The organism is Prochlorococcus sp. MIT 1304, from assembly GCF_047305015.1.
In the GTDB taxonomy this organism is placed as follows: domain Bacteria; phylum Cyanobacteriota; class Cyanobacteriia; order PCC-6307; family Cyanobiaceae; genus Prochlorococcus_A; species Prochlorococcus_A marinus_E.
Genome location: NZ_CP138974.1, coordinates 644,222 through 663,414 on the forward strand (window position 1 = coordinate 644,222; position 19,193 = coordinate 663,414).

The following is a 19,193-nucleotide window of genomic DNA, read 5'->3' on the forward strand; positions in this document are numbered from 1 at the left end:
AATTTATGTTTGACTAATATAAGTAACTAAAAAACTCTTTTGGAAGGAATAGATTTTAATCAGATTGGAGTATCATTCAAGGGAAGCGGAAGTTATGTGCCTGATCAAATATTAACCAATCAAAAAATTAGTCAAAAGGTTGATACAAGCAATGAATGGATAAAATCTAGAACAGGAATTTCTGAGAGAAGAATCTCTAGCTTAGGAGATAATGTTAATGAGATGGGTTATAAGGCGGCTCTAACTGCTATAGAAATGGCTAATTGGGATATTAAAACAGTTGATTTGATTGTTTTAGCTACTTCTACTCCGCATGATTTATTTGGATCAGCGCCATCCATCCAAGCAAAATTAGGGGCAGCTAATGCTGTAGCTTTTGATTTAACTGCAGCATGTAGTGGCTTCTTATTTGCCTTAATTACAACCTCACAATTTTTAAAAGGTGGTAGTTTTAAAAGGGCTATTGTTATAGGAGCAGATCAACTATCAAGCTTTGTTGATTGGAATGATAGAAGGAGTTGCATTCTTTTTGGAGATGGTGCGGGTGCATTAGCAATTGAAGCCACTAATCAATTTGATAATTTAATTGGTTTTGATATGAGAACTGACGGAGAAAGGGGTTCTTTTCTTAATCTCCCATCAAAAAATAATAAGGATTTAATAATTGATAACATTGATTTTTTAAGTGGAGCTTTTTCTCCAATTCAGATGAATGGTCAGGAAGTGTATAAATTTGCAGTTAGAGAAGTTCCGATAATTCTTGAAAAGTTGTTTAATAAAACGCACTATACTTCAGATGAAGTTGATTGGCTTGTACTGCATCAAGCTAATCAAAGGATATTGGACTCTGTAGGAGATAGGTTAAAAATCCCTAGAGAAAAAATTCTTAGCAATTTAGAAAAATACGGTAATACTTCAGCAGCAACAATTCCACTAGTGATAGATGAGGCTATTAGAAGTAATAGAATTAAACAAAATGATATTATTGCCACAAGTGGTTTTGGTGCTGGGTTAAGTTGGGGTGCAGCCCTCATTAAATGGGGTTAAAAAAAAGGAGCATTATGACAGTTGCATGGGTATTCCCTGGACAGGGTTCGCAAAAAATTGGAATGGCAAAACAAATTGAAAATTTGCCAAATACAAAAGAGAGGTTTAATTATGCATCTGAGATATTTGAGAGAAATTTATTTGAAATTTGTGAGTTAAATACTGAACCAACAAATCCTCTTATCGATTTAAATAACACAAGAAATACACAAATATGTCTTTTTTTGGTTGAATCAATTTTATTAGATGCCTTAAAAAAGAAAGGTTTTAAGCCAACTTATGTTGCTGGACATAGTCTAGGAGAAATCACTGCACTATATTGTGCGGATGTTTTTTCATTCGAAGATTGTGTTTCTCTAATAAAAGAAAGGTCTCAATTAATGGTAAATTCTGGGGAAGGATCTATGGCAGCAGTAATTGGTTTTGATAGAAATCAACTTGATCTATTAGTACAAAAAATTGATGATATTGTGATTGCTAATGATAATAGTTCTTCCCAAGTTGTCTTATCCGGATCTGCTGAAGCATTAGATGATTTATCGAGAGAAATTTCTTGTAAAAGATTCTTGAAATTAAATGTTTCAGGTGCATTTCATTCCCCATTTATGAATGAACCTTCATCAAAATTTTCTGAATATTTAAAACAGATTAAATTCAATAATCCCTCTTTCCCAGTCATAAGCAATTACGAACCTTCACTTTGTAGTGATCCCAACGAGCTTAAAATTAGATTAGAAAAGCAAATGTGTAATGGTGTGAGGTGGCGAGAAACTATGGATTTAATGGCAAAAGATACTGATCTTCATATTGTTGAAATAGGCCCTTCTAATGTACTAAGCGGTTTAGGAAAAAGACATCTTAAAGATGTAAAAATTTCTCAAGTTTCATCTTCTGATCAAATATCATATTAATCTTTATGAAAAATGATGTTTTTCAAAAATTAATCTATCAATTAGTAAGCAAACTTTTAGTATTTCCAATTTATAAATTTGTATTTAGAGGTTGTTTGATAGGTAGAGAAAATATTCCGCAAAAAGATTCTTTTATAGTTGTTTCTAATCATGGTTCTTTGCTTGACCCTCCTTTGTTAGGACATGCACTTGGACGTAATATATCTTTTATGGCTAAGGCAGAACTTTTTAAAGTGCCTTTTCTTGGCTTTATTATCAAGGCTTGTGGAGCATATCCTGTAAAAAGAGGAATTGCGGATAAAAATACAATTAAAACAGCATGTAAAAAATTATCAAATGATAATTGTATTGGAATTTTTATTGATGGTACTCGTCAAAAAAATGGTCGAGTGAATAAGCCCAAACAAGGTGCAGCATTATTAGCTTTTAAAAATCAAAAATTATTATTGCCTGTTGCAATAGTTAATTCTCATAGGGTAATGAGATTTAAATTCTGTATTCCTTTATTTTCAAAAATAGTTATTAAAGTTGGAAAACCTTTTCAACCTCCACAAAGTTCATCAAGAGATGATCTAAATTCTTTAACAAAGCGCCTTCAAGATGAAATTAATTATTTGATTGGATGAATATTTAGTTAATTGGAGAAATAGGGTAAAGAGGCAAAACTGTTTTCCAGGAATCTACATTTGAATTTAATAAATTTTTATTAGACAAATCTAATAGTTCTTTTAAATCTTCTTTAGCATCATAAATAGCTTCAAAAAAAAGTTCTTTGCTATCAAGTTCTTTTATAACTTTTGGTAAAACTGTTTCTCGAATGACTAGATCAGAGGTATTTTTTTCGTTATGACAAATTTCATATTTACCAGCAATAATACCCTTTCGTTTTAATTTTTTGTAAATCCAGAATGATTTTTTGTTTATGAAGATATTATTTTTTGATGCAATTCTTTTTGCCATTATTTCAAATGAACTAAAACTGTCTAGAGGACAATTTATTTGTTGTGAGATAGTTCTTGCTAAAACTACAATAAGTCGTGAGGCATTAAAATTTGCAGGCCCTACACTAACAGATAACTTATTTACTTTTTGTAAATTTTCTTTGGAAATGAATTTGATAAGGTCATTTATTAAATTGTTGCAAAGGTCGTTATCAAATTTTTTGATGAATAATTGATCAGATTCAGAGTTATTGTTTTTTCTATAACCAAAGCCAAAAGAATTGTCTGTGCTGTAGATCACTAGTATAGGGTAATTTTCTCTTTGTTTTAGTTTATTTGTCATCTATTACCTTTAAACAGGTAATTCCATGCCAGGGTTACATTTAGACCATTTCCCAAATTCATTTTTAAAACTTTCACAAGATTGGACATCCCAATCAGTTTTATAATCACCATTATTATCTTTAACTATACTGACATGAATGAATGGTTTTTTTGCTTTAAAATCAGGTAGATCACAAATGTGATCAACACCATGATTATTTTCAACATCATGATATGTAATACATCTATCAACCCATTTACAGTTGATGCAAATGCACATAATAAATAAATAAAATGAAAAATAGCGTTCTCACAGATCATACACTAATTATTGATGAATTAGAAAAAAGTATAAAATTTCATAATTTGAATTTTATATTAGGTTTTTTACCTAAAGGATCATATTTGGTTGGCGGTTACATAAGGGATATTATTTTAGGAAGAAAAACTGAAAAGCTAGATGTTGATATTGTGGTACCTTTAAAAGCAATTGAAATTGGGAAAAAGATTGCAGAAAATATTGAATCAAAATTTATAGTTTTAGATGAAAAAAGAGAAGTAGTAAGAATTTTTCTTAATAATATTGATATTGATATTGCTAATCAAGTTTCATCTACGATAGAAGGAGATTTGTTTTCTAGAGACTTTTCGATTAATTCAATTGCTTTTTTATTAGATAAGAAATGTTTGTTAGATCCATTAAATGGTCTTAAAGATCTAGAGATTTCTTTGCTTAGAAGTCATTCTGAAAAAAATTTACTGAATGATCCTTTGCGAATATTAAGATGTTTTCGATTTGTTTCGGAATTGAATTTTAAAATTGATCTTAATTTAATTACTTTTATAAAAAAAAATAAAGTGAAATTATATATTGCTGCTAAAGAGAGAATTAATTATGAAATACAGAAAATAGTTAATGGAGCGAATGCTCTTGAGGCAGTATTGCTGATAAAAAAATTAAATATATTTGGTATTGATAATTTATTTGAAGATTCTTTTTTTTTGGATTTAGAGAAAATTAATTATGCAGAACTTAATCAGGAAGAAAAAGAAAAATTTTTACCATCATTTTTTATTGCTCAAATTTTAGATGTTGTATCTCTAGAGAAACTTAAATTTAGTAAAGCTGAAATTTCAAAAACTAAGTTATTACGAAAATGGCATTTTTTGTTGGAGAAAAAAAATATCTCTCAATTAACTGAAGCAGAAAGATTTGCATTACATAAAGAATTAGAGATGTTTCTTCCATTATTTATTTTTTATTTACCTCAAAACTCTCGATTAGATTGGCTTCATAGATGGCGTGACAACAATGATAAATTATTCCATCCTTCAAACTTACTTAATGGTGATGTAATTAAAAAAAATTTAAAAATAAAGGATGGGCCTATCTTAGGAGAGCTTTTACAGTATCTTTCGAAAGAACTTGCGTATAAAAGATTGAATAATTTTGATGAAGCTATTTATAAAGCAAAGCGATGGATTGAACAAAATGCGCCAAAATGTGATTAAATACACATAGCTTAGTTTTGTTTAGAAGTTCAGACTTCAAAATCATTTTTAAAAATTTATGAGCATTCGCATTTACGTTGGCAACTTACCACAAGGATTTAATCCAAAAGAATTTGATACACTTTTAAAGTCAGTTTCTGATTCGATCAGATTTAAAGCAGTTCTAGATAAGGAAACTAAGGAATGCAGAGGTTTTGGTTTTGCGACAACTAATAATGAAGATAATGCTAATTTATTAATTCAAAAGTTAAATGGTTTTGAATTTAATGGTTCTAAATTAAGAGTAGAGCTATCAGAAAAGAAAGATTCTGCTTCAAATAAAAGAAATGGTGGAAAATTAAATAAGAATAAGAAGAGGAAAGACTTTAAGAAAATTGTTCACAGTGATGCCCCTAACTTAGAAGCTCCTGATCCAAGATGGGCTGGAGAACTATCTAAATTAAAAGATTTGTTAGCTAATCAGAAGACTCCTGCTTAGTCATTTAATTCGAGAAATTAAAAACGATATTGGAATTTCAAAAGCTTTTACTGAATTTTTTACGAAAGCTCTATTATTAAAGACATCATAGTCTAGCCTTTCTATAGAATCTAATATTCCTCTGTAAAGACGTAAGGATGTCCAAACAGGCCATCTTGCATCGGAAGATAACCATTTGATTCCATCTTCAGATTTCTGGAACCAATCGCGAGCTCTAGTTAATTGAAAGTTCATAAGTGCTTTCCATTGTTTGTTTATTTCACCTTTTAAAAGTTTTTCTTCAGAATAATTAAATTTTTCAATATCTTCTTGAGGGAGATAAATTCTACCTCTTTGCCTATCTTCGCCGACATCTCTTAATATATTTGTTAATTGATTAGCTATACCTAAAGCTATAGCGGCTTCTGAGGGGTCAGGTTTGGCACTCCATGGGGCTGATGTATAAGCGCTATCAATCCCCATGACATTCTGAGTCATCAAACCAACTGTCCCTGCGACTCTGTAACAATAGAGTTTTAATTCATCAAAATCTTTGTATCTGAATTTATTAAGATCCATTCTCTGGCCATCTATCATGTCTAGATAAGGTTGAATACTTTGTGGATATTTTTCTATGGTGTCTAGTAGAACGGCATCTAATTCCGATTTAATGTTGCCTTTAAAAACATTCCTTGTATTTTCTTCCCATGCATTTAAATTTTCTGTAAGTTCATCTTGCGATTTAGTTGAAGCTTCTAAGCTATCCATTATTTCATCTGTTCTTCTACACCAAACATAAATAGCCCAAATAGCTTTTCTTTTCTCTACAGGTAGCAGAAGCGTTCCCAAGTAAAAGGTTTTAGCCCACTTTTGGGTTTCTTTTCGGCATATCTCGTATGCTTGATCTAGTTGAGAAATTGAATTTTTCAAAAAGTTTTAGATGAATTTTTAAATTACTGAAATGTAAATCTCATGAAGAAACATTTTGAGGAGTTTTGGAATACTCCTTATTGATTGATTCCGCGCATAATTTACCACTTAAAACAGCTCCTTCCATTGATGCTAAATATTTTTGCATAGTATAGTCACCTGCTAAAAAGAAGTTTTTTATAGGAGATTTTTGACTAGGTCTGAACTCTTGGCATCCAGGAACTGCTTTATAAACAGATCTTGGAGTTTTGACTACTTTATATTTGCGTAAGTTTGTTTTATCGTCTCCCATGAAATGAGTTGGGAATAATTTTTTGAGTTCCTCCATAGTTGCGTCAACAATATCCTGATCACTCCTATTTATCCAATCTTTTGCTGGTGCAAAAACCAATTCAAGCATTGATCTATTTGGATCTTCATATTCTTTGCAGGTGATACTCATATCTGCATAAACACTGAGGAGAGGTGATCTGCTGAATAATAAATGATCAATATCTGTTAATTTTTTGTCAAACCATAAATGGATATTAATGACTGGCACGCCATTTAAACCATCTAATTTAGAAAAAGCATCTAACCCTTTCCATTGTTTTGGGATCATTAATTTAAAGAGATCTACAGGCATTGCACTTACATAAGCATCAGCCGTAAGCTCTTTCTTTTCGTTTTTATCTAAAGAGGCAATAGTAAAACTTTTAACAGTGCTGTCCTCATTAAGATTGATTTCCCTTAATGGACTATTCATGTGAACTTCACCACCACGAGCGGTAATATAATCAACCATTGGCTGGCATAGTCTTTCTGGAGGAGCTCCGTCAAGGAATGCCATTTTAGAACCATTTTTTTCTTGTAGAAATCTATTTAATGCTGTTAATAAAACTGTAGATGATATTTCATCCGGTCCAATGAAATTAAGAGCTTTACTCATCGCTATAAATACTTCATCATTAACTCTTTCCGGTATATTGTGCTCTTTTAGCCAATCTGTCCATGATTTTGTATCACACTTATCTAAGTATTTTTGGCCTCTCAACATTGCAGGGACTAAACCTAATCCAAATAGAATCTTTTCATTCCATGAAAGCATATCATTATTGCTTAGTATTGCTGATACACCGTTAACTGGAGCAGGTATATCGGGAAAGTCGAATCTACTGTAAGTTCCAGGCTCTGATGGCTGATTAAAAATCATTGAATGACTTTTCCATTGGAGCCTGTCTTCAATATCTAATTCCTTAAAAAGTTGCAGCATATTTGGGTAGGCTCCAAAAAATATATGTAACCCAGTTTCATACCAATCTCCATCTTCGTCTTTCCATGCGGCAACTTTCCCACCTAAAACGTCTCTGGCTTCAAGTACAATAGGAATGTGTCCATTATCGACCAAGTATTTAGCGCAAGATAAACCCGCTAAACCAGCACCAGCAATTACAACACGCATTATTAAATCAAAAAATAAATTAACACTTACTAATAAGCTACATTAAAGTTAGAACATAATAGTTTATTTCGTTGATTATTTCGTAAAATTATGGAAAAAATGCTTTTAAAATCGACTACCAGGCATGTAAGAATTTTTACTGCCGAAGTGGTAGATGAAGAATTAAAGTTTCATCCTAATAAACTAACTCTTGATTTAGACCCCGATAACGAATTCATTTGGAACGAAGATTCTCTAAACAAAATAAATGAAAAATTCAATGGATTAATAAAAGAGAGAGCAGGAAAGGATTTAGATGATTATGAACTTCGAAAAATAGGATCAGAAATTGAAGGTTTGATTAAATTTTTGCTTCAAAATGGTCAGCTTAGCTATAACCCTGATTGTAGAGTAATGAATTATTCAATGGGTTTACCAATGACAAATGAAGTGCTGTGAATAGATCATCCTCAAATAGAAGGCCAAGAAGAGGCTCTAATAGAAGTTATTATCCACCAAATCCAAAGGACATGGACCCGTACGGTCAAAGAAGCAATAGATTGCCTGCTTCTTCTGAACAAAAGATCAACTTTAGTACAGGAACCATTGCCGTACTTGCTGGAGTATTAATTTTAGGAGTTGGTATCGGGAGCGCTATTACGAGTACAACTGATGGTGGGCAAGGAAATATAGCAAGTCAACAACAATTAGATATGGCTGTTCCAGATCCTGAATTTTGCAGACAATGGGGAGCTAGTGCTTTTGTAATTGATGTTGAAATGTATACGACTCTAAATCCATCTACGAGTTTTGTAACGCAACCAGCTCTTCAGCCAGGGTGTGTTATAAGAAGAGAGAATTGGACAGTGTTACAAAAACAGGGCGCAATTAGTAATGAAGATGTAAGAGAATGTAAGCAAAGGATGAATACTTTTGCTTATATAGGTTCTATAAGGGATAAGCCAATAGTTAAATGCGTTTATCAGACTGATGTAAATGAAAATAAATTTATAATTAAGGGTGATGGACAAGCTGAAGACGGCGGTGTAGGTATTAATAAAGAAGCAATTCAGTTTTGATCGATATTATAAATACCTCAAAGGGCTTTCTAAACTAGCAAATTGTGGAAGAATGTTTTTCTTAAATACTTCTGATGCTCTTGATGTATATCTTGACGGATTAGTAATTAATTTAAGTTCTCTTTTTACCTCTAAATCAGCAACGAATGCTTTGTGGATTGTTCCAGCCGATAATTCTCTTTCAATAGAAACAACAGGCAAAAAGGAAGCTCCCAAACCTGATTGAACTGCATTCTTGATTGCTTCAAGAGAGTTAAGTTCCATCTCAATTTTTAATCTTTGAATATCAAGCCCAGAATCTTGGAGAAGTTTGTCAACAACTTTTCTCGTTGTAGATTGTGAGTCTAAAGTTACAAAATTTAATTTGTATAAGTCTTCTTTTAGAAGCTCTTTTTTAGTCGAAAGTTGATGTTTAGATGGTAAAACTAATGCCAATTCATCAGTGGCATATGGAATTACTTGTAGCAAATTTTCCAAATCTCCAGGTAATTGTCCGCCAATAATGGCTAAGTCAATTTGTCCATTGGCCACACTCCAACCAGTTCTTCTTGTACTGTGAACTTGAAGTTGAACTGATACATCAGGGTATTTTTGTCTGAATAGTCCTATCATTCTCGGCATTAAATAGGTACCCGTTGTTTGGCTCGCTCCAATGACAAGAGTTCCACCTTTTAAGCTATTTAAATCTTCAATAGCTTTGCAAGCTTCGTCGCATTGATTCAAAATTCGTTCACAATATTCAAGCAATAGTCTCCCTGCTTCAGTCAAAAGAGCCTTCCTACCACCTCTGTCGAAAATTGTGATTTCAAGTTGTTTTTCTAAATTTTGTATTTGTAAACTTACGGCAGGTTGGGTTACATATAAGATATCTGCAGCTTTTTTAAAACTTCCTTGAGCTGCTATAGCTTTTAATATTCTTAATTGGTCGAGTGTAAATGGTAATTCTGGCATCTATTATGCCTACAATTTCTTATAATTCTAATGCTTAGGAGCATTCTTGTTAAGAACAAAATTTATTTGAACAATTTAATTTAATGGAGACTCATAAAACTTCGCTGATCATCCTAATTTTGATTTTGATTTTTGCGGTTATTCATAGTGGGGGAGCTGCTTTAAGAATCAAAGCAGAATCTATTATGGGTCCAAGATTATGGCGGTTATGTTTTGTTTTTTTAAGTTTGCCATCTGCAATTATCTTGATTAGTTATTTTTTAGCTCATAGATATGACGGAATCAGATTATGGAATTTTCAGGGCAATAATTATGTTTTTATGGTCGTTTGGTTCTTAACAGCGATTAGTTTTTTATTTTTATATCCCGCTACTTACAATTTGCTAGAAATTCCTTCCGTTTTAAAACCTAAAGTACGAATTTATGGGACTGGGATAATGCGAATCACAAGACATCCACAAGCATTTGGTCAGATAATTTGGTGTTTTGCTCATACTTTATGGATTGGTACATCATTCACATTAGTAACTTCTATTGGCTTAGTTTTGCATCACCTTTTTGCAATCTGGCATGGCGACAAGAGATTAGCAAATAGATTTGGAGAAGAATTTGAAAAATTTAAAAAAAATACTTCCATAATTCCTTTCTTGGCGATAATTGAGGGGAGGCAAGAATTTAAGATTAAAGAATTTTTTAGGTTATCTCAAGTTGGAATATTAATTGCAATAAGTGTACTTTGGTGGTCTCATCAATATATAAATATTGCTGTTAAAACATTTAATTCATCATTTTTGTCTGAATTTTTCAATTGACAGTTTAAAATCAATGTATAAATCCTTTAAAAAATGCCACAAGCTTCAGAAATTGCCTGGTTAATTCCCGTTTTCCCACTTATTGGAGCAGTGCTTTCTGGCTTAGGACTAATAAGCATCAACAAGAAAATTAATAATTCAAGAGAAATTGTTTCTGTAGGTCTGATTTCTTTCGTTGGAATTTCTGCAGTAATTAGTTATAAAGCTTTAATTGAACAAGTTAATGGTTATCAATCAGTAGAAAAATTATTTGTATGGGCCAATGCAGGCGATTTCACAATTCCAATGGGATTTGTCCTCGATCCTTTGGGGAGTGTAATGCTTGCTTTAGTAACTACAATAACTTTGCTGGTAATGATTTACTCTCATGGTTACATGGCTCATGACAAAGGATATGTCAGATTTTTTACATATTTAGCATTATTTAGCAGTTCAATGATGGGATTAATAGTTAGTCCGAATTTATTAGAAATTTATGTTTTTTGGGAATTAGTTGGGATGTGTTCTTATTTATTAGTTGGTTTTTGGTATGACAGGGATGGCGCTGCACACGCTGCACAAAAAGCATTTGTTGTTAATAGAGTGGGAGATTTTGGTTTACTACTAGGAATTCTTGGCCTATTTTGGGCAACAAATAGTTTTGATTTTAACGAAATAGCTACTGGAATTTCTCAATCGATATCTGACCATTCGATACCCATTTGGGCTGCTTTATTACTTTGTTTTTTAGTTTTTCTAGGGCCAATGGCTAAATCTGCTCAGTTTCCTCTTCATGTGTGGTTACCTGACGCAATGGAAGGTCCTACGCCAATTTCTGCACTTATCCATGCTGCAACAATGGTTGCAGCAGGAATCTTTCTTGTAGCAAGACTTCAACCTTTGTATTCAATATTCCCCTCTATTCAGTTCATTATTGCTTTAGTTGGTACCATTACTTGTTTTTTAGGAGCCTCTATAGCTTTGACTCAAATGGATTTAAAAAAAGGGTTAGCTTATAGCACTGTTTCTCAGCTTGGGTATATGATGCTCGCAATGGGTTGTGGAGCACCAGTAGCAGGAATTTTTCATTTAGTAACTCATGCTTGCTTTAAAGCAATGCTATTTTTGGGATCAGGTTCCGTAATACATGCTATGGAAGAAGTAGTTGGCCATCAGCCTGTATTAGCTCAAGATATGAGATTGATGGGCGGTTTAAGAAAAAAAATGCCATATACAGCAACAACATTTTTAATAGGTTGTGTAGCAATTAGTGGAATTCCCCCATTGGCAGGTTTTTGGAGTAAAGACGAGATACTCGGAAATGCTTTTATATCATTCCCAGCTTTTTGGTTTGTAGGACTTCTAACAGCTGGCATGACTGCTTTTTATATGTTTAGGCTTTATTTCTTGACATTTGAAGGAGATTTCAGAGGGGAGAATAAAGAATTGCAAAAAGAGCTTCTAATAGCCTCTAAAACAAACCTAGATGAAGAAAATGAAGAAGAGCATCAAGAACACGGCTCTATTCATGAGTCACCCTGGTCAATGACATTTCCTTTGGTATTTCTAGCTGTACCGTCTGTAATTATTGGTTTTATGGGACTTCCCTGGGATAGCAAAATTGCAAATTTACTTAATCCTGAAGAAGCAGAGACTGCTGCAAAAGCCTTTGAGTTAAAAGAATTTTTGCCTTTAGCACTTGCGTCAGTAGTTATTGCATCAACTGGAATCATTATTGCTTATCAGGCATATTTTGTGAAAAAAATTAATTTGTCAGTTTTATTCGCCGAAAAGTTTCCTCGCATCAACCAATTTTTATCCAACAAATGGTATCTAGATGATATTAATGAAAAACTTTTTGTTAAGGGTAGTAGAAAACTTGCCAAAGAAGTTTTGGAGGTTGATTCTAAGGTTGTTGATGGAGTCGTAAATCTAACTGGACTTGTAACTTTAGGTAGTGGAGAGGGTTTAAAATATTTTGAGACTGGTAGGGCTCAATTTTATGCCCTTATTGTTTTTGGAGGAGTAATTCTGCTGGTTGCTATATTTGGTTTTCAATCTCCTCAAGTATCTTAATTACAATTGTGTGTCTTCACTGTCCATTGGGGTGAAAAAATACAGAAAATTTCTAGACTTTATTTAAGATAAATTTCTTATTAAATTGAGTACTTATTTTTATACGCATTTTGCGACACAAATTTTTGGAATGTTGGGAGCTGGATTGTCTAACTTTCCTTGGTTGTCTGCCTCAATTTTATTCCCAATTGGTAGTGCATTTGTAATACCTTTTTTCCCAGATAAAGGGGATGGCAAAGAAGTGAGATGGTTCGCATTATCTATTGCATTAATAACTTTTTTAATAACTGTAGGTTCATATATTAATGGCTTTGATATCAATAATGAAAATGTTCAACTGAAAGAAAATATTAGTTGGCTCCCGGATTTAGGGCTTACTTGGTCTGTTGGTGCTGATGGCATGTCTATGCCTTTAATACTATTAACTAGTTTTATAACTGCTTTAGCAGTTCTTGCTGCATGGCCAGTCAAGTTCAAACCAAAGTTATTTTTCTTTTTGATATTGGTTATGGATGGTGGGCAAATCGCTGTATTTGCTGTACAAGATATGCTTTTATTCTTTCTAACTTGGGAACTGGAGTTGATTCCAGTATATTTATTACTGGCCATTTGGGGTGGCAAAAATCGACAATATGCCGCAACTAAATTCATTATCTATACGGCTGGCAGTTCTATTTTCATTCTTTTAGCAGCATTAGCAATGGGTTTCTATGGTACAGAAATTCCTAACTTTGAGTTTTCTCACTTGGCAGCTCAAGATTTTAATCAGAAATTCCAAATATTCTGTTATGTAGGGCTACTAATTGCATTTGGAGTAAAACTCCCAATAGTACCTCTTCATACATGGCTTCCAGATGCACATGGAGAGGCTACAGCTCCTGTTCATATGCTTCTTGCAGGAATTTTATTAAAGATGGGAGGATATGCTCTTTTAAGATTTAATGCACAATTATTACCCGTTGCTCATGCTCAATTTGCCCCTTTGTTAATAGTTTTAGGGGTAGTCAATATAATTTATGCTGCATTAACTTCTTTTGCTCAAAGAAATCTTAAAAGAAAAATTGCATACAGTTCGATAAGTCATATGGGTTTCGTTCTCATTGGAATAGGTAGTTTTAGTAGCCTTGGAACAAGCGGAGCTATGCTGCAAATGGTTAGTCATGGATTAATTGGCGCAAGTTTATTTTTTCTTGTTGGGGCTACCTATGACAGAACAAAGACTCTTAAACTTGATGAAATGAGTGGCGTTGGACAAAAAATGAGAATAATGTTTGCCCTTTGGACTGCTTGCTCCCTGGCTTCCCTCGCTTTACCTGGTATGAGTGGATTTGTTTCCGAATTGATGGTATTTACAGGATTTGTTACTGATGAAGTGTATACACTTCCTTTTAGGGTAGTGATGGCCTCTTTAGCTGCTATCGGTGTAATACTTACCCCTATTTATCTACTTTCTATGTTAAGAGAGATTTTCTTTGGTAAAGAAAATCCTAAATTAATCGAAGAACGAAAACTTATAGATGCAGAGCCAAGGGAAGTTTATATTATAGCTTGTTTACTTTTGCCTATTATCGGAATAGGTTTGTACCCAAGATTAGTTACTGAAAGTTATATTGCTTCTATAAATAATTTGGTCGATCGAGATTTAACTGCAGTTAAAAGTGCAGTTAAAACAAATATTTTTTCAGGAACTAAGACAAATGATATTCTAAAAGCTCCAACAATATAATTTTTTAAATTAATGCAATATTGTTTGGCATTAAATCAATTAAAAGATATCTTGTGAGTAGATTTTATCTAATTTAAAATATCCGATTTCAATCCTATTGACAGGCAACAATTAGGTCCTAGATTGTTGATTAAGTTTCTTCAAGACGCAGCAGGCAAAGGAGAACTTGATCCATGGGATATTGATGTAATAAGTGTAATTGATAGTTTTTTAGAGCAATACTCTCATACTTTTAATCAATCTTCAAATAGTCAACTCTCCTATCATAAGGATTTAGCTGAGACCAGCGAAGCATTTTTTGCAGCCTCCGTGCTAGTTAATCTTAAGGCTCAGGTTTTGGAATCTGATGTCTTTAAAGAAAATTCTTCCGATTTTGAAGATGAATTTGACATGGAAGATCAAGATTGGATTGATAAAGAGTTTGATATTCCAAAATTCCCTGAAAAATATCTTAGGAGAAGATCAATTGCACAACCAATTCTTAAACGTACAACAACATTGGGAGAACTTGTAAGTCAGTTAGAGTCTATAGCAGAAGTTATAGAAACCCAAGATCTTCTGCTCATGAAGAGAAAAAGAAATAAAAAATATTCTGATAAGGCTTTAATTTCTCAAGTAAAATCTCTAGCACATCGCGAGAAACTTCCAGAAACCACTAAAGCATTGGGGAAATTTATTGATGGATGGGAAAAAGCATTACAATGGACAGATTTTGAATATTTAGTAAAGAAATGGCAAACAGTAGTAAAAAATGATTTGGATAAAGATCGGTTGGGAGTTTTTTGGGCTTTGTTATTTTTATCATCTGAGAATAGAATTGAAATTAAGCAAATTAATTCCTTATATGGTCCAATTCAAATTAAAAGAATAATACCTGATGGTGGCTTAGCTCAATTGCCTATAGAAAATCTTGAAGTGAGTAATGCCTCTTCATCGGCTGCTTAGAAGCTTCATAAGCAATAACGTATAATTTAAAAAATGGTTTTGTATTTATGAAGGCAATGATACTTGCGGCAGGTAAAGGCACACGTGTTCAGCCTATTACTCATGTGATTCCGAAACCGATGATTCCGATTTTACAAAAACCTGTTATGGAATTTCTCTTGGAACTTTTAAGAGAACATAACTTTAAGGAAATAATGGTAAATGTTTCACATCTGGCTGAAGAAATTGAAAATTATTTTAGGGATGGACAAAGATTTGGAGTAGAAATTGCTTATAGTTTTGAGGGAAGAATTGAAGATGGAGAATTAATAGGCGATGCTTTGGGATCAGCAGGAGGATTAAAAAAAATTCAGGATTTTCAAAGTTTTTTTGATGAAACTTTTGTTGTTTTATGTGGTGATGCTTTAGTTGATTTAGATTTAACTCAAGCTGTTAAAAAACATAAACAGAAAGGAGCTATTGCCAGCTTGATAACAAAGAAAGTAACTAAAGATCAAGTATCAAGTTATGGTGTAGTAGTTTCTGATGAAAATGGAAGAATAAAGGCTTTTCAGGAAAAGCCAACAGTTGATCAAGCTTTAAGTGATTCTATAAATACAGGAATTTATCTTTTCGAACCCGAAATTTTTAATTACATACCTTCAGCAGAGAAATTTGATATTGGAGCTGATCTTTTTCCTAAACTTGTTGAAATGGATTTACCATTTTTTGCATTACCAATGGATTTTGAATGGGTAGATATTGGGAAAGTTCCTGATTATTGGAGTGCTATTAGAAATGTATTGCAAGGCAAGGTAAGACAAGTACAAATACCAGGTAAGGAAATAAAACCAGGAGTTTTTACTGGTTTAAATGTAGCGGCTAACTGGGAAAAGATTAATATTACTGGGCCTGTTTACATAGGAGGAATGACTAGGATCGAGGATGGAGCAACTATTATTGGCCCCTCCATGATTGGACCAAGTTGTTGCATTTGCGAGGGAGCAACTATAGATAACTCAATTATTTTTGATTATTCTAAAATTGGTAAAGGTGTAAGACTTATGGATAAGTTAGTGTTTGGTAAATATTGTGTTGGGAAAAACGGAGATCATTTTGATTTGCAAGATGCATCTTTAGATTGGTTAATTGCAGATTCAAGAAGATCTGATTTGACTGAGCCATCGCCTCAGCAGAAAGCTATGGCAGAATTATTAGGTACTGATTTGATTAATATTCCAGACTAATATCAGCTTTTTCAAGAATATCAGGAATTAAATGCTCTGCTTTTACGGCCATTATATGAACACCATCTGCGATATTAATAAAATCATGAGCTTGTTCTGCTGCAATTTTAATACCCTCTTGTAAAGGGTTTTTAGCATTTTTAAGACGATTTAAGATGTTTTCAGGGATGTTTGCGCCTGGAACGTATTTGTTTATAAAGAGAGCGTTTTTGTAAGACTTTAATAGGAAAACACCGGCAATTACAGGAATTTCAAGAGGATTGCTAATTTGTTCACAAAAATCTATCAAATTTTGTCTTTCCATAACCATTTGAGTTTGTACAAATCCAGCTCCAGCCTCTTTTTTTTTTCGCATTCTATTTTCTAAACTTCTTTTATTTTTGCAACTAGGATCAGCTGCAGCACCTGCAAAAATAGATGTTTTTTTATCCGAAAGTTCTCCGAGAGTAGGATCAATTCCTTGATTGAAAGCCTGAATTTGTTCAAGCAATCTGACTGACTCAAACTCATGTACGGCTTTGGCGTCATGTTGATCCCCAGCTTTTACTGAATCACCGGTAATGCACAAGATGTTCCTAATTCCTAAAGCATTTGCTCCCAGAATGTCTGATTGTAAAGCAATTTTATTACGATCCCTGCAAGAAATTTGCATTACTGGTTCTATCCCATTTTCCAGTAATAGTTTAGACATTGCCAAGCTGCACATTCTCATTACAGCTCTGCTTCCATCAGTAATGTTAACAGCGTGTACCTTATCTTTCAAAAGTTGTGCTATCTTAAGAGATCTTATGGGGCTTCCACCTCTTGGCGGCATTAACTCTGCCGTTATTACCTTAGATCTTTTTTCTAAGGTCTGCTGAAGTTTTGATTTCAATTGCTTTTGTTTCCTAGTTGGTTAACAAGTGTACTGAGATTGCTAAACTTAATTAATATAAAAAAGGAACTGTTTAAATGCAAATGGTTGAAGAAGAAGTAAACAACATTGATATGATGGGTCTCTCAGCAAGAGAGATGGAAATCATTGATCTCGTAGCTGATGGGCTTACAAATCAAGAAATTGCGGTAAAGTTAACCATTAGTAAAAGAACTGTCGATAATCATGTAAGTAATATGTTTACAAAAACTGGTTCTAAAAACAGAGTAGCGCTTTTAAATTGGGCAATGGACAACGGCAAGATTTGTAGAGATGGATTTAATTGTTGTACACTTCCAGACTCTGATCAAGATTAGTATTACCATTTTCTTTTTTTGTATCATTCACCAAATCCATTAGACAATAATTTGTAGAACCTAATTCGAAGAGTTCAGCATATGCAATACATGCATCCTTGTCTGAATCAACAAATCTCAATATTCCTTCCTTGTCGTAAAGACCATACATCCGAAGTGAATAAAAATAACTTTTCTTAAATATAAAGAAAATATAAAGTATCAGAGGCTCCTTTGACTACTTACTTTTGAAAGTTGTTAAATAGTCTTCTTTCCACTTTGAAAAAGGATTGTTAGCGAGATTGAAATTGGAGTAATGGGTCAGCCCAGTAATTTCTTTTGAAATGAAAGATGGAATAAATAAATCTTCTTCTTCATTGGAAAGTTCAATTTCTGCAATTTTAAGAGGATAATTATTTTCTTTAAAGCAATCTACAATCCAAGATTTTTTTTCAACTTCTAAAAAGAATCTATCTTTTTTAATTGTATTTGAAATATTTGAAAGTATTGTTTCAGCATCGCTTCGTGGAATGGAGTATTCAAATTCAAAGTTGGTAAAGCCCTTAATATGTTTTTTCAGTGCAATTTTTGAATTTTTGTCTGTCAACCTTACTCTAATTATCCAACCATCTAAACTGTTGGATAAATATCCTTGTTCAATAGGAATTTTTTTATTTATGAATTCTTTCCAATTGTCATTTTTTATAAGAAATCTTCTTTCTATCTCTAAGGCCATTTAATGTTTTGGATATTTTTGAGATAAATCGCCTTTCCAGTCTAGTTTTTTAATTAGGGTATTGTAGTAATTAGTGCTTTTTTTAAATTTTATTATTTTGCAGGGTGATTGCCCTTTTTTGATCTCACAATAATAATTTTCCTTGATGGTCATACATTTTGAACCATCTCTCCATAATTTAATTTCCCCTTTACTTTTTTTTACAGGTTTGATTATTACCTTACTTGTATTAGGTATGACTATTGGTCTACTAGCCAAACTCATCGGGCATATAGGGTTAATTATCATCGCATCAATACTTGGGTGCACTATTGGCCCCCCTGCAGCCATTGAGTAGGCTGTTGAGCCAGTAGATGTAGATATGATTAATCCATCACCTTTATATTCGTTAACCTTCTCGTTATCTATTTCAATCTGTATTTGATTGGTTGGAGAAATGTCTTCTTCAACAGATTTAAAATAAAAATCATTTAACGCATCGAAACTTTTTATTATCTTTTTCTCAGAAATTGTCCCATTAATACAGACATTACAGTTTAATCTATTACGAAAGTCAATTGTATATTCTTCTTTTTCAAGTATTTCAATAAAAGATTTATCAAACAAAAAATCTTTTTCTTGTGTAAGAAAACCCAGATTTCCACCAATATTAATGCTCAACAAAGGAATATCATAATCAGCTAAAGCATTTGCACATTTTAGAAAGGTTCCATCTCCACCAAGAACTATGCCAATATTTGGTTTTAATTCCTTATTACAAAAATATTTTTCAATTTCATCTTTATAAAAATCACTTTCAATTCTTTTTGATTTTATGTTTTTAGCTTTGAGGACTTCTTCACAGAATTTAGAAGCCTCTTTAGCGATAGAACTATCTGAACGATATACAATAAGCACTAATGAGAGTTTCAT

Annotated in this window: 22 protein-coding genes; 13 read left to right on the forward strand and 9 right to left on the reverse strand. The window is 32.8% G+C overall.

From position 1 onward, the window contains the following. Window positions 1-39: 39 nt before the first annotated feature. From SIB45_RS03510 to SIB45_RS03520, 3 genes are read left to right on the forward strand one after another with little or no spacing between them, the layout of a single operon-like run. Window positions 40-1,047 carry a beta-ketoacyl-ACP synthase III gene (locus SIB45_RS03510; RefSeq protein WP_011862181.1) on the forward strand — a complete coding sequence of 336 codons (1,008 nt, stop codon included), beginning with the start codon at window positions 40-42 and terminating at the stop codon, window positions 1,045-1,047. Between the two features lie 14 nt (window positions 1,048-1,061). Beyond that, on the forward strand, window positions 1,062-1,958 hold the full coding sequence (gene fabD, locus SIB45_RS03515; protein ID WP_011862182.1) for an ACP S-malonyltransferase: 897 nt from the start codon (window positions 1,062-1,064) through the stop codon (window positions 1,956-1,958). Window positions 1,959-1,963: 5 nt separating this feature from the next. Beyond that, window positions 1,964-2,584 carry a lysophospholipid acyltransferase family protein gene (locus SIB45_RS03520; protein WP_011862183.1) on the forward strand — a complete coding sequence of 207 codons (621 nt, stop codon included), beginning with the start codon at window positions 1,964-1,966 and terminating at the stop codon, window positions 2,582-2,584. Window positions 2,585-2,588: 4 nt separating this feature from the next. Here SIB45_RS03520 and SIB45_RS03525 read toward each other — a convergent pair whose 3' ends face one another. Beyond that, on the reverse strand, window positions 2,589-3,242 hold the full coding sequence (locus tag SIB45_RS03525) for a hypothetical protein (RefSeq protein ID WP_011862184.1): 654 nt from the start codon (window positions 3,240-3,242) through the stop codon (window positions 2,589-2,591). A gap of 9 nt (window positions 3,243-3,251) precedes the next feature. After that, window positions 3,252-3,503 (reverse strand): Ycf34 family protein, encoded by a 252-nt coding sequence (locus SIB45_RS03530; RefSeq protein WP_011862185.1) that lies wholly within the window; start codon window positions 3,501-3,503, stop codon window positions 3,252-3,254. A 14-nt stretch (window positions 3,504-3,517) separates the two neighbouring features. Here SIB45_RS03530 and SIB45_RS03535 point away from each other — a divergent pair, with 14 nt between their 5' ends. Continuing rightward, a complete protein-coding gene (locus SIB45_RS03535) occupies window positions 3,518-4,735 on the forward strand; it encodes a CCA tRNA nucleotidyltransferase (protein ID WP_011862186.1) in 1,218 nt (405 codons plus the stop codon). A 58-nt stretch (window positions 4,736-4,793) separates the two neighbouring features. Further along, window positions 4,794-5,213, forward strand: coding sequence for an RNA recognition motif domain-containing protein (locus tag SIB45_RS03540; RefSeq protein ID WP_011862187.1), 420 nt, complete (start codon window positions 4,794-4,796; stop codon window positions 5,211-5,213). Here SIB45_RS03540 and SIB45_RS03545 read toward each other — a convergent pair whose 3' ends face one another. Next, on the reverse strand, window positions 5,214-6,122 hold the full coding sequence (locus SIB45_RS03545; RefSeq protein WP_011862188.1) for a phytoene synthase: 909 nt from the start codon (window positions 6,120-6,122) through the stop codon (window positions 5,214-5,216). A gap of 40 nt (window positions 6,123-6,162) precedes the next feature. Then, the gene (pds, locus tag SIB45_RS03550) at window positions 6,163-7,563 is read right to left on the reverse strand and encodes a 15-cis-phytoene desaturase (RefSeq protein WP_011862189.1); all 1,401 of its coding nucleotides are present in this window, start codon (window positions 7,561-7,563) and stop codon (window positions 6,163-6,165) included. Window positions 7,564-7,653: 90 nt separating this feature from the next. Here pds and ndhM point away from each other — a divergent pair, with 90 nt between their 5' ends. Both ndhM and SIB45_RS03560 read left to right on the forward strand, forming a co-directional pair. Then, a complete protein-coding gene (gene ndhM / locus SIB45_RS03555) occupies window positions 7,654-8,001 on the forward strand; it encodes an NAD(P)H-quinone oxidoreductase subunit M (protein WP_011862190.1) in 348 nt (115 codons plus the stop codon). Beyond that, window positions 7,998-8,621: a DUF3172 domain-containing protein gene (locus SIB45_RS03560; RefSeq protein ID WP_025943236.1), complete on the forward strand. Its 624-nt coding sequence runs from the start codon at window positions 7,998-8,000 to the stop codon at window positions 8,619-8,621. Before ndhM ends, SIB45_RS03560 begins: the two co-directional genes overlap by 4 nt. A gap of 6 nt (window positions 8,622-8,627) precedes the next feature. On the opposite strand, the gene SIB45_RS03565 is transcribed toward SIB45_RS03560, so the two are convergent. Then, a complete protein-coding gene (locus SIB45_RS03565) occupies window positions 8,628-9,572 on the reverse strand; it encodes a LysR family transcriptional regulator (RefSeq protein WP_011862192.1) in 945 nt (314 codons plus the stop codon). A gap of 83 nt (window positions 9,573-9,655) precedes the next feature. Here SIB45_RS03565 and SIB45_RS03570 point away from each other — a divergent pair, with 83 nt between their 5' ends. From SIB45_RS03570 to SIB45_RS03590, 5 genes are all read left to right on the forward strand, one after another. Continuing rightward, complete coding sequence (locus SIB45_RS03570) at window positions 9,656-10,384, forward strand: NnrU family protein (RefSeq protein ID WP_011862193.1); 729 nt, start codon at window positions 9,656-9,658, stop codon at window positions 10,382-10,384. 33 nt (window positions 10,385-10,417) lie between these two features. Next, the gene (locus SIB45_RS03575) at window positions 10,418-12,439 is read left to right on the forward strand and encodes an NAD(P)H-quinone oxidoreductase subunit 5 (RefSeq protein ID WP_011862194.1); all 2,022 of its coding nucleotides are present in this window, start codon (window positions 10,418-10,420) and stop codon (window positions 12,437-12,439) included. Window positions 12,440-12,569: 130 nt separating this feature from the next. Beyond that, the gene (locus SIB45_RS03580; RefSeq protein ID WP_011862195.1) at window positions 12,570-14,165 is read left to right on the forward strand and encodes an NAD(P)H-quinone oxidoreductase subunit 4; all 1,596 of its coding nucleotides are present in this window, start codon (window positions 12,570-12,572) and stop codon (window positions 14,163-14,165) included. 123 nt (window positions 14,166-14,288) lie between these two features. Continuing rightward, a complete protein-coding gene (locus SIB45_RS03585) occupies window positions 14,289-15,110 on the forward strand; it encodes a segregation/condensation protein A (RefSeq protein ID WP_011862196.1) in 822 nt (273 codons plus the stop codon). Window positions 15,111-15,157: 47 nt separating this feature from the next. Further along, window positions 15,158-16,336, forward strand: coding sequence for a nucleotidyltransferase family protein (locus SIB45_RS03590; protein WP_011862197.1), 1,179 nt, complete (start codon window positions 15,158-15,160; stop codon window positions 16,334-16,336). Here SIB45_RS03590 and SIB45_RS03595 read toward each other — a convergent pair. Beyond that, a complete protein-coding gene (locus SIB45_RS03595; protein ID WP_011862198.1) occupies window positions 16,320-17,210 on the reverse strand; it encodes a methylenetetrahydrofolate reductase in 891 nt (296 codons plus the stop codon). The genes SIB45_RS03590 and SIB45_RS03595 overlap by 17 nt on opposite strands. Window positions 17,211-17,287: 77 nt before the next feature. Between SIB45_RS03595 and SIB45_RS03600 the strand changes: the two genes are divergently transcribed. Beyond that, window positions 17,288-17,566 (forward strand): helix-turn-helix domain-containing protein, encoded by a 279-nt coding sequence (locus tag SIB45_RS03600; RefSeq protein WP_011817646.1) that lies wholly within the window; start codon window positions 17,288-17,290, stop codon window positions 17,564-17,566. On the opposite strand, the gene SIB45_RS03605 is transcribed toward SIB45_RS03600, so the two are convergent. The 3 genes from SIB45_RS03605 to SIB45_RS03615 form a co-directional block, all read right to left on the reverse strand. Next, window positions 17,529-17,717, reverse strand: a complete 189-nt coding sequence (locus SIB45_RS03605) for a hypothetical protein (protein ID WP_011862199.1) — start codon at window positions 17,715-17,717, stop codon at window positions 17,529-17,531. The genes SIB45_RS03600 and SIB45_RS03605 overlap by 38 nt on opposite strands. 66 nt (window positions 17,718-17,783) lie before the next feature. After that, window positions 17,784-18,281 (reverse strand): CYTH domain-containing protein, encoded by a 498-nt coding sequence (locus SIB45_RS03610; RefSeq protein ID WP_011862200.1) that lies wholly within the window; start codon window positions 18,279-18,281, stop codon window positions 17,784-17,786. After that, a complete protein-coding gene (locus tag SIB45_RS03615) occupies window positions 18,282-19,193 on the reverse strand; it encodes an NAD(+) kinase (RefSeq protein ID WP_011862201.1) in 912 nt (303 codons plus the stop codon). It lies immediately after the preceding gene.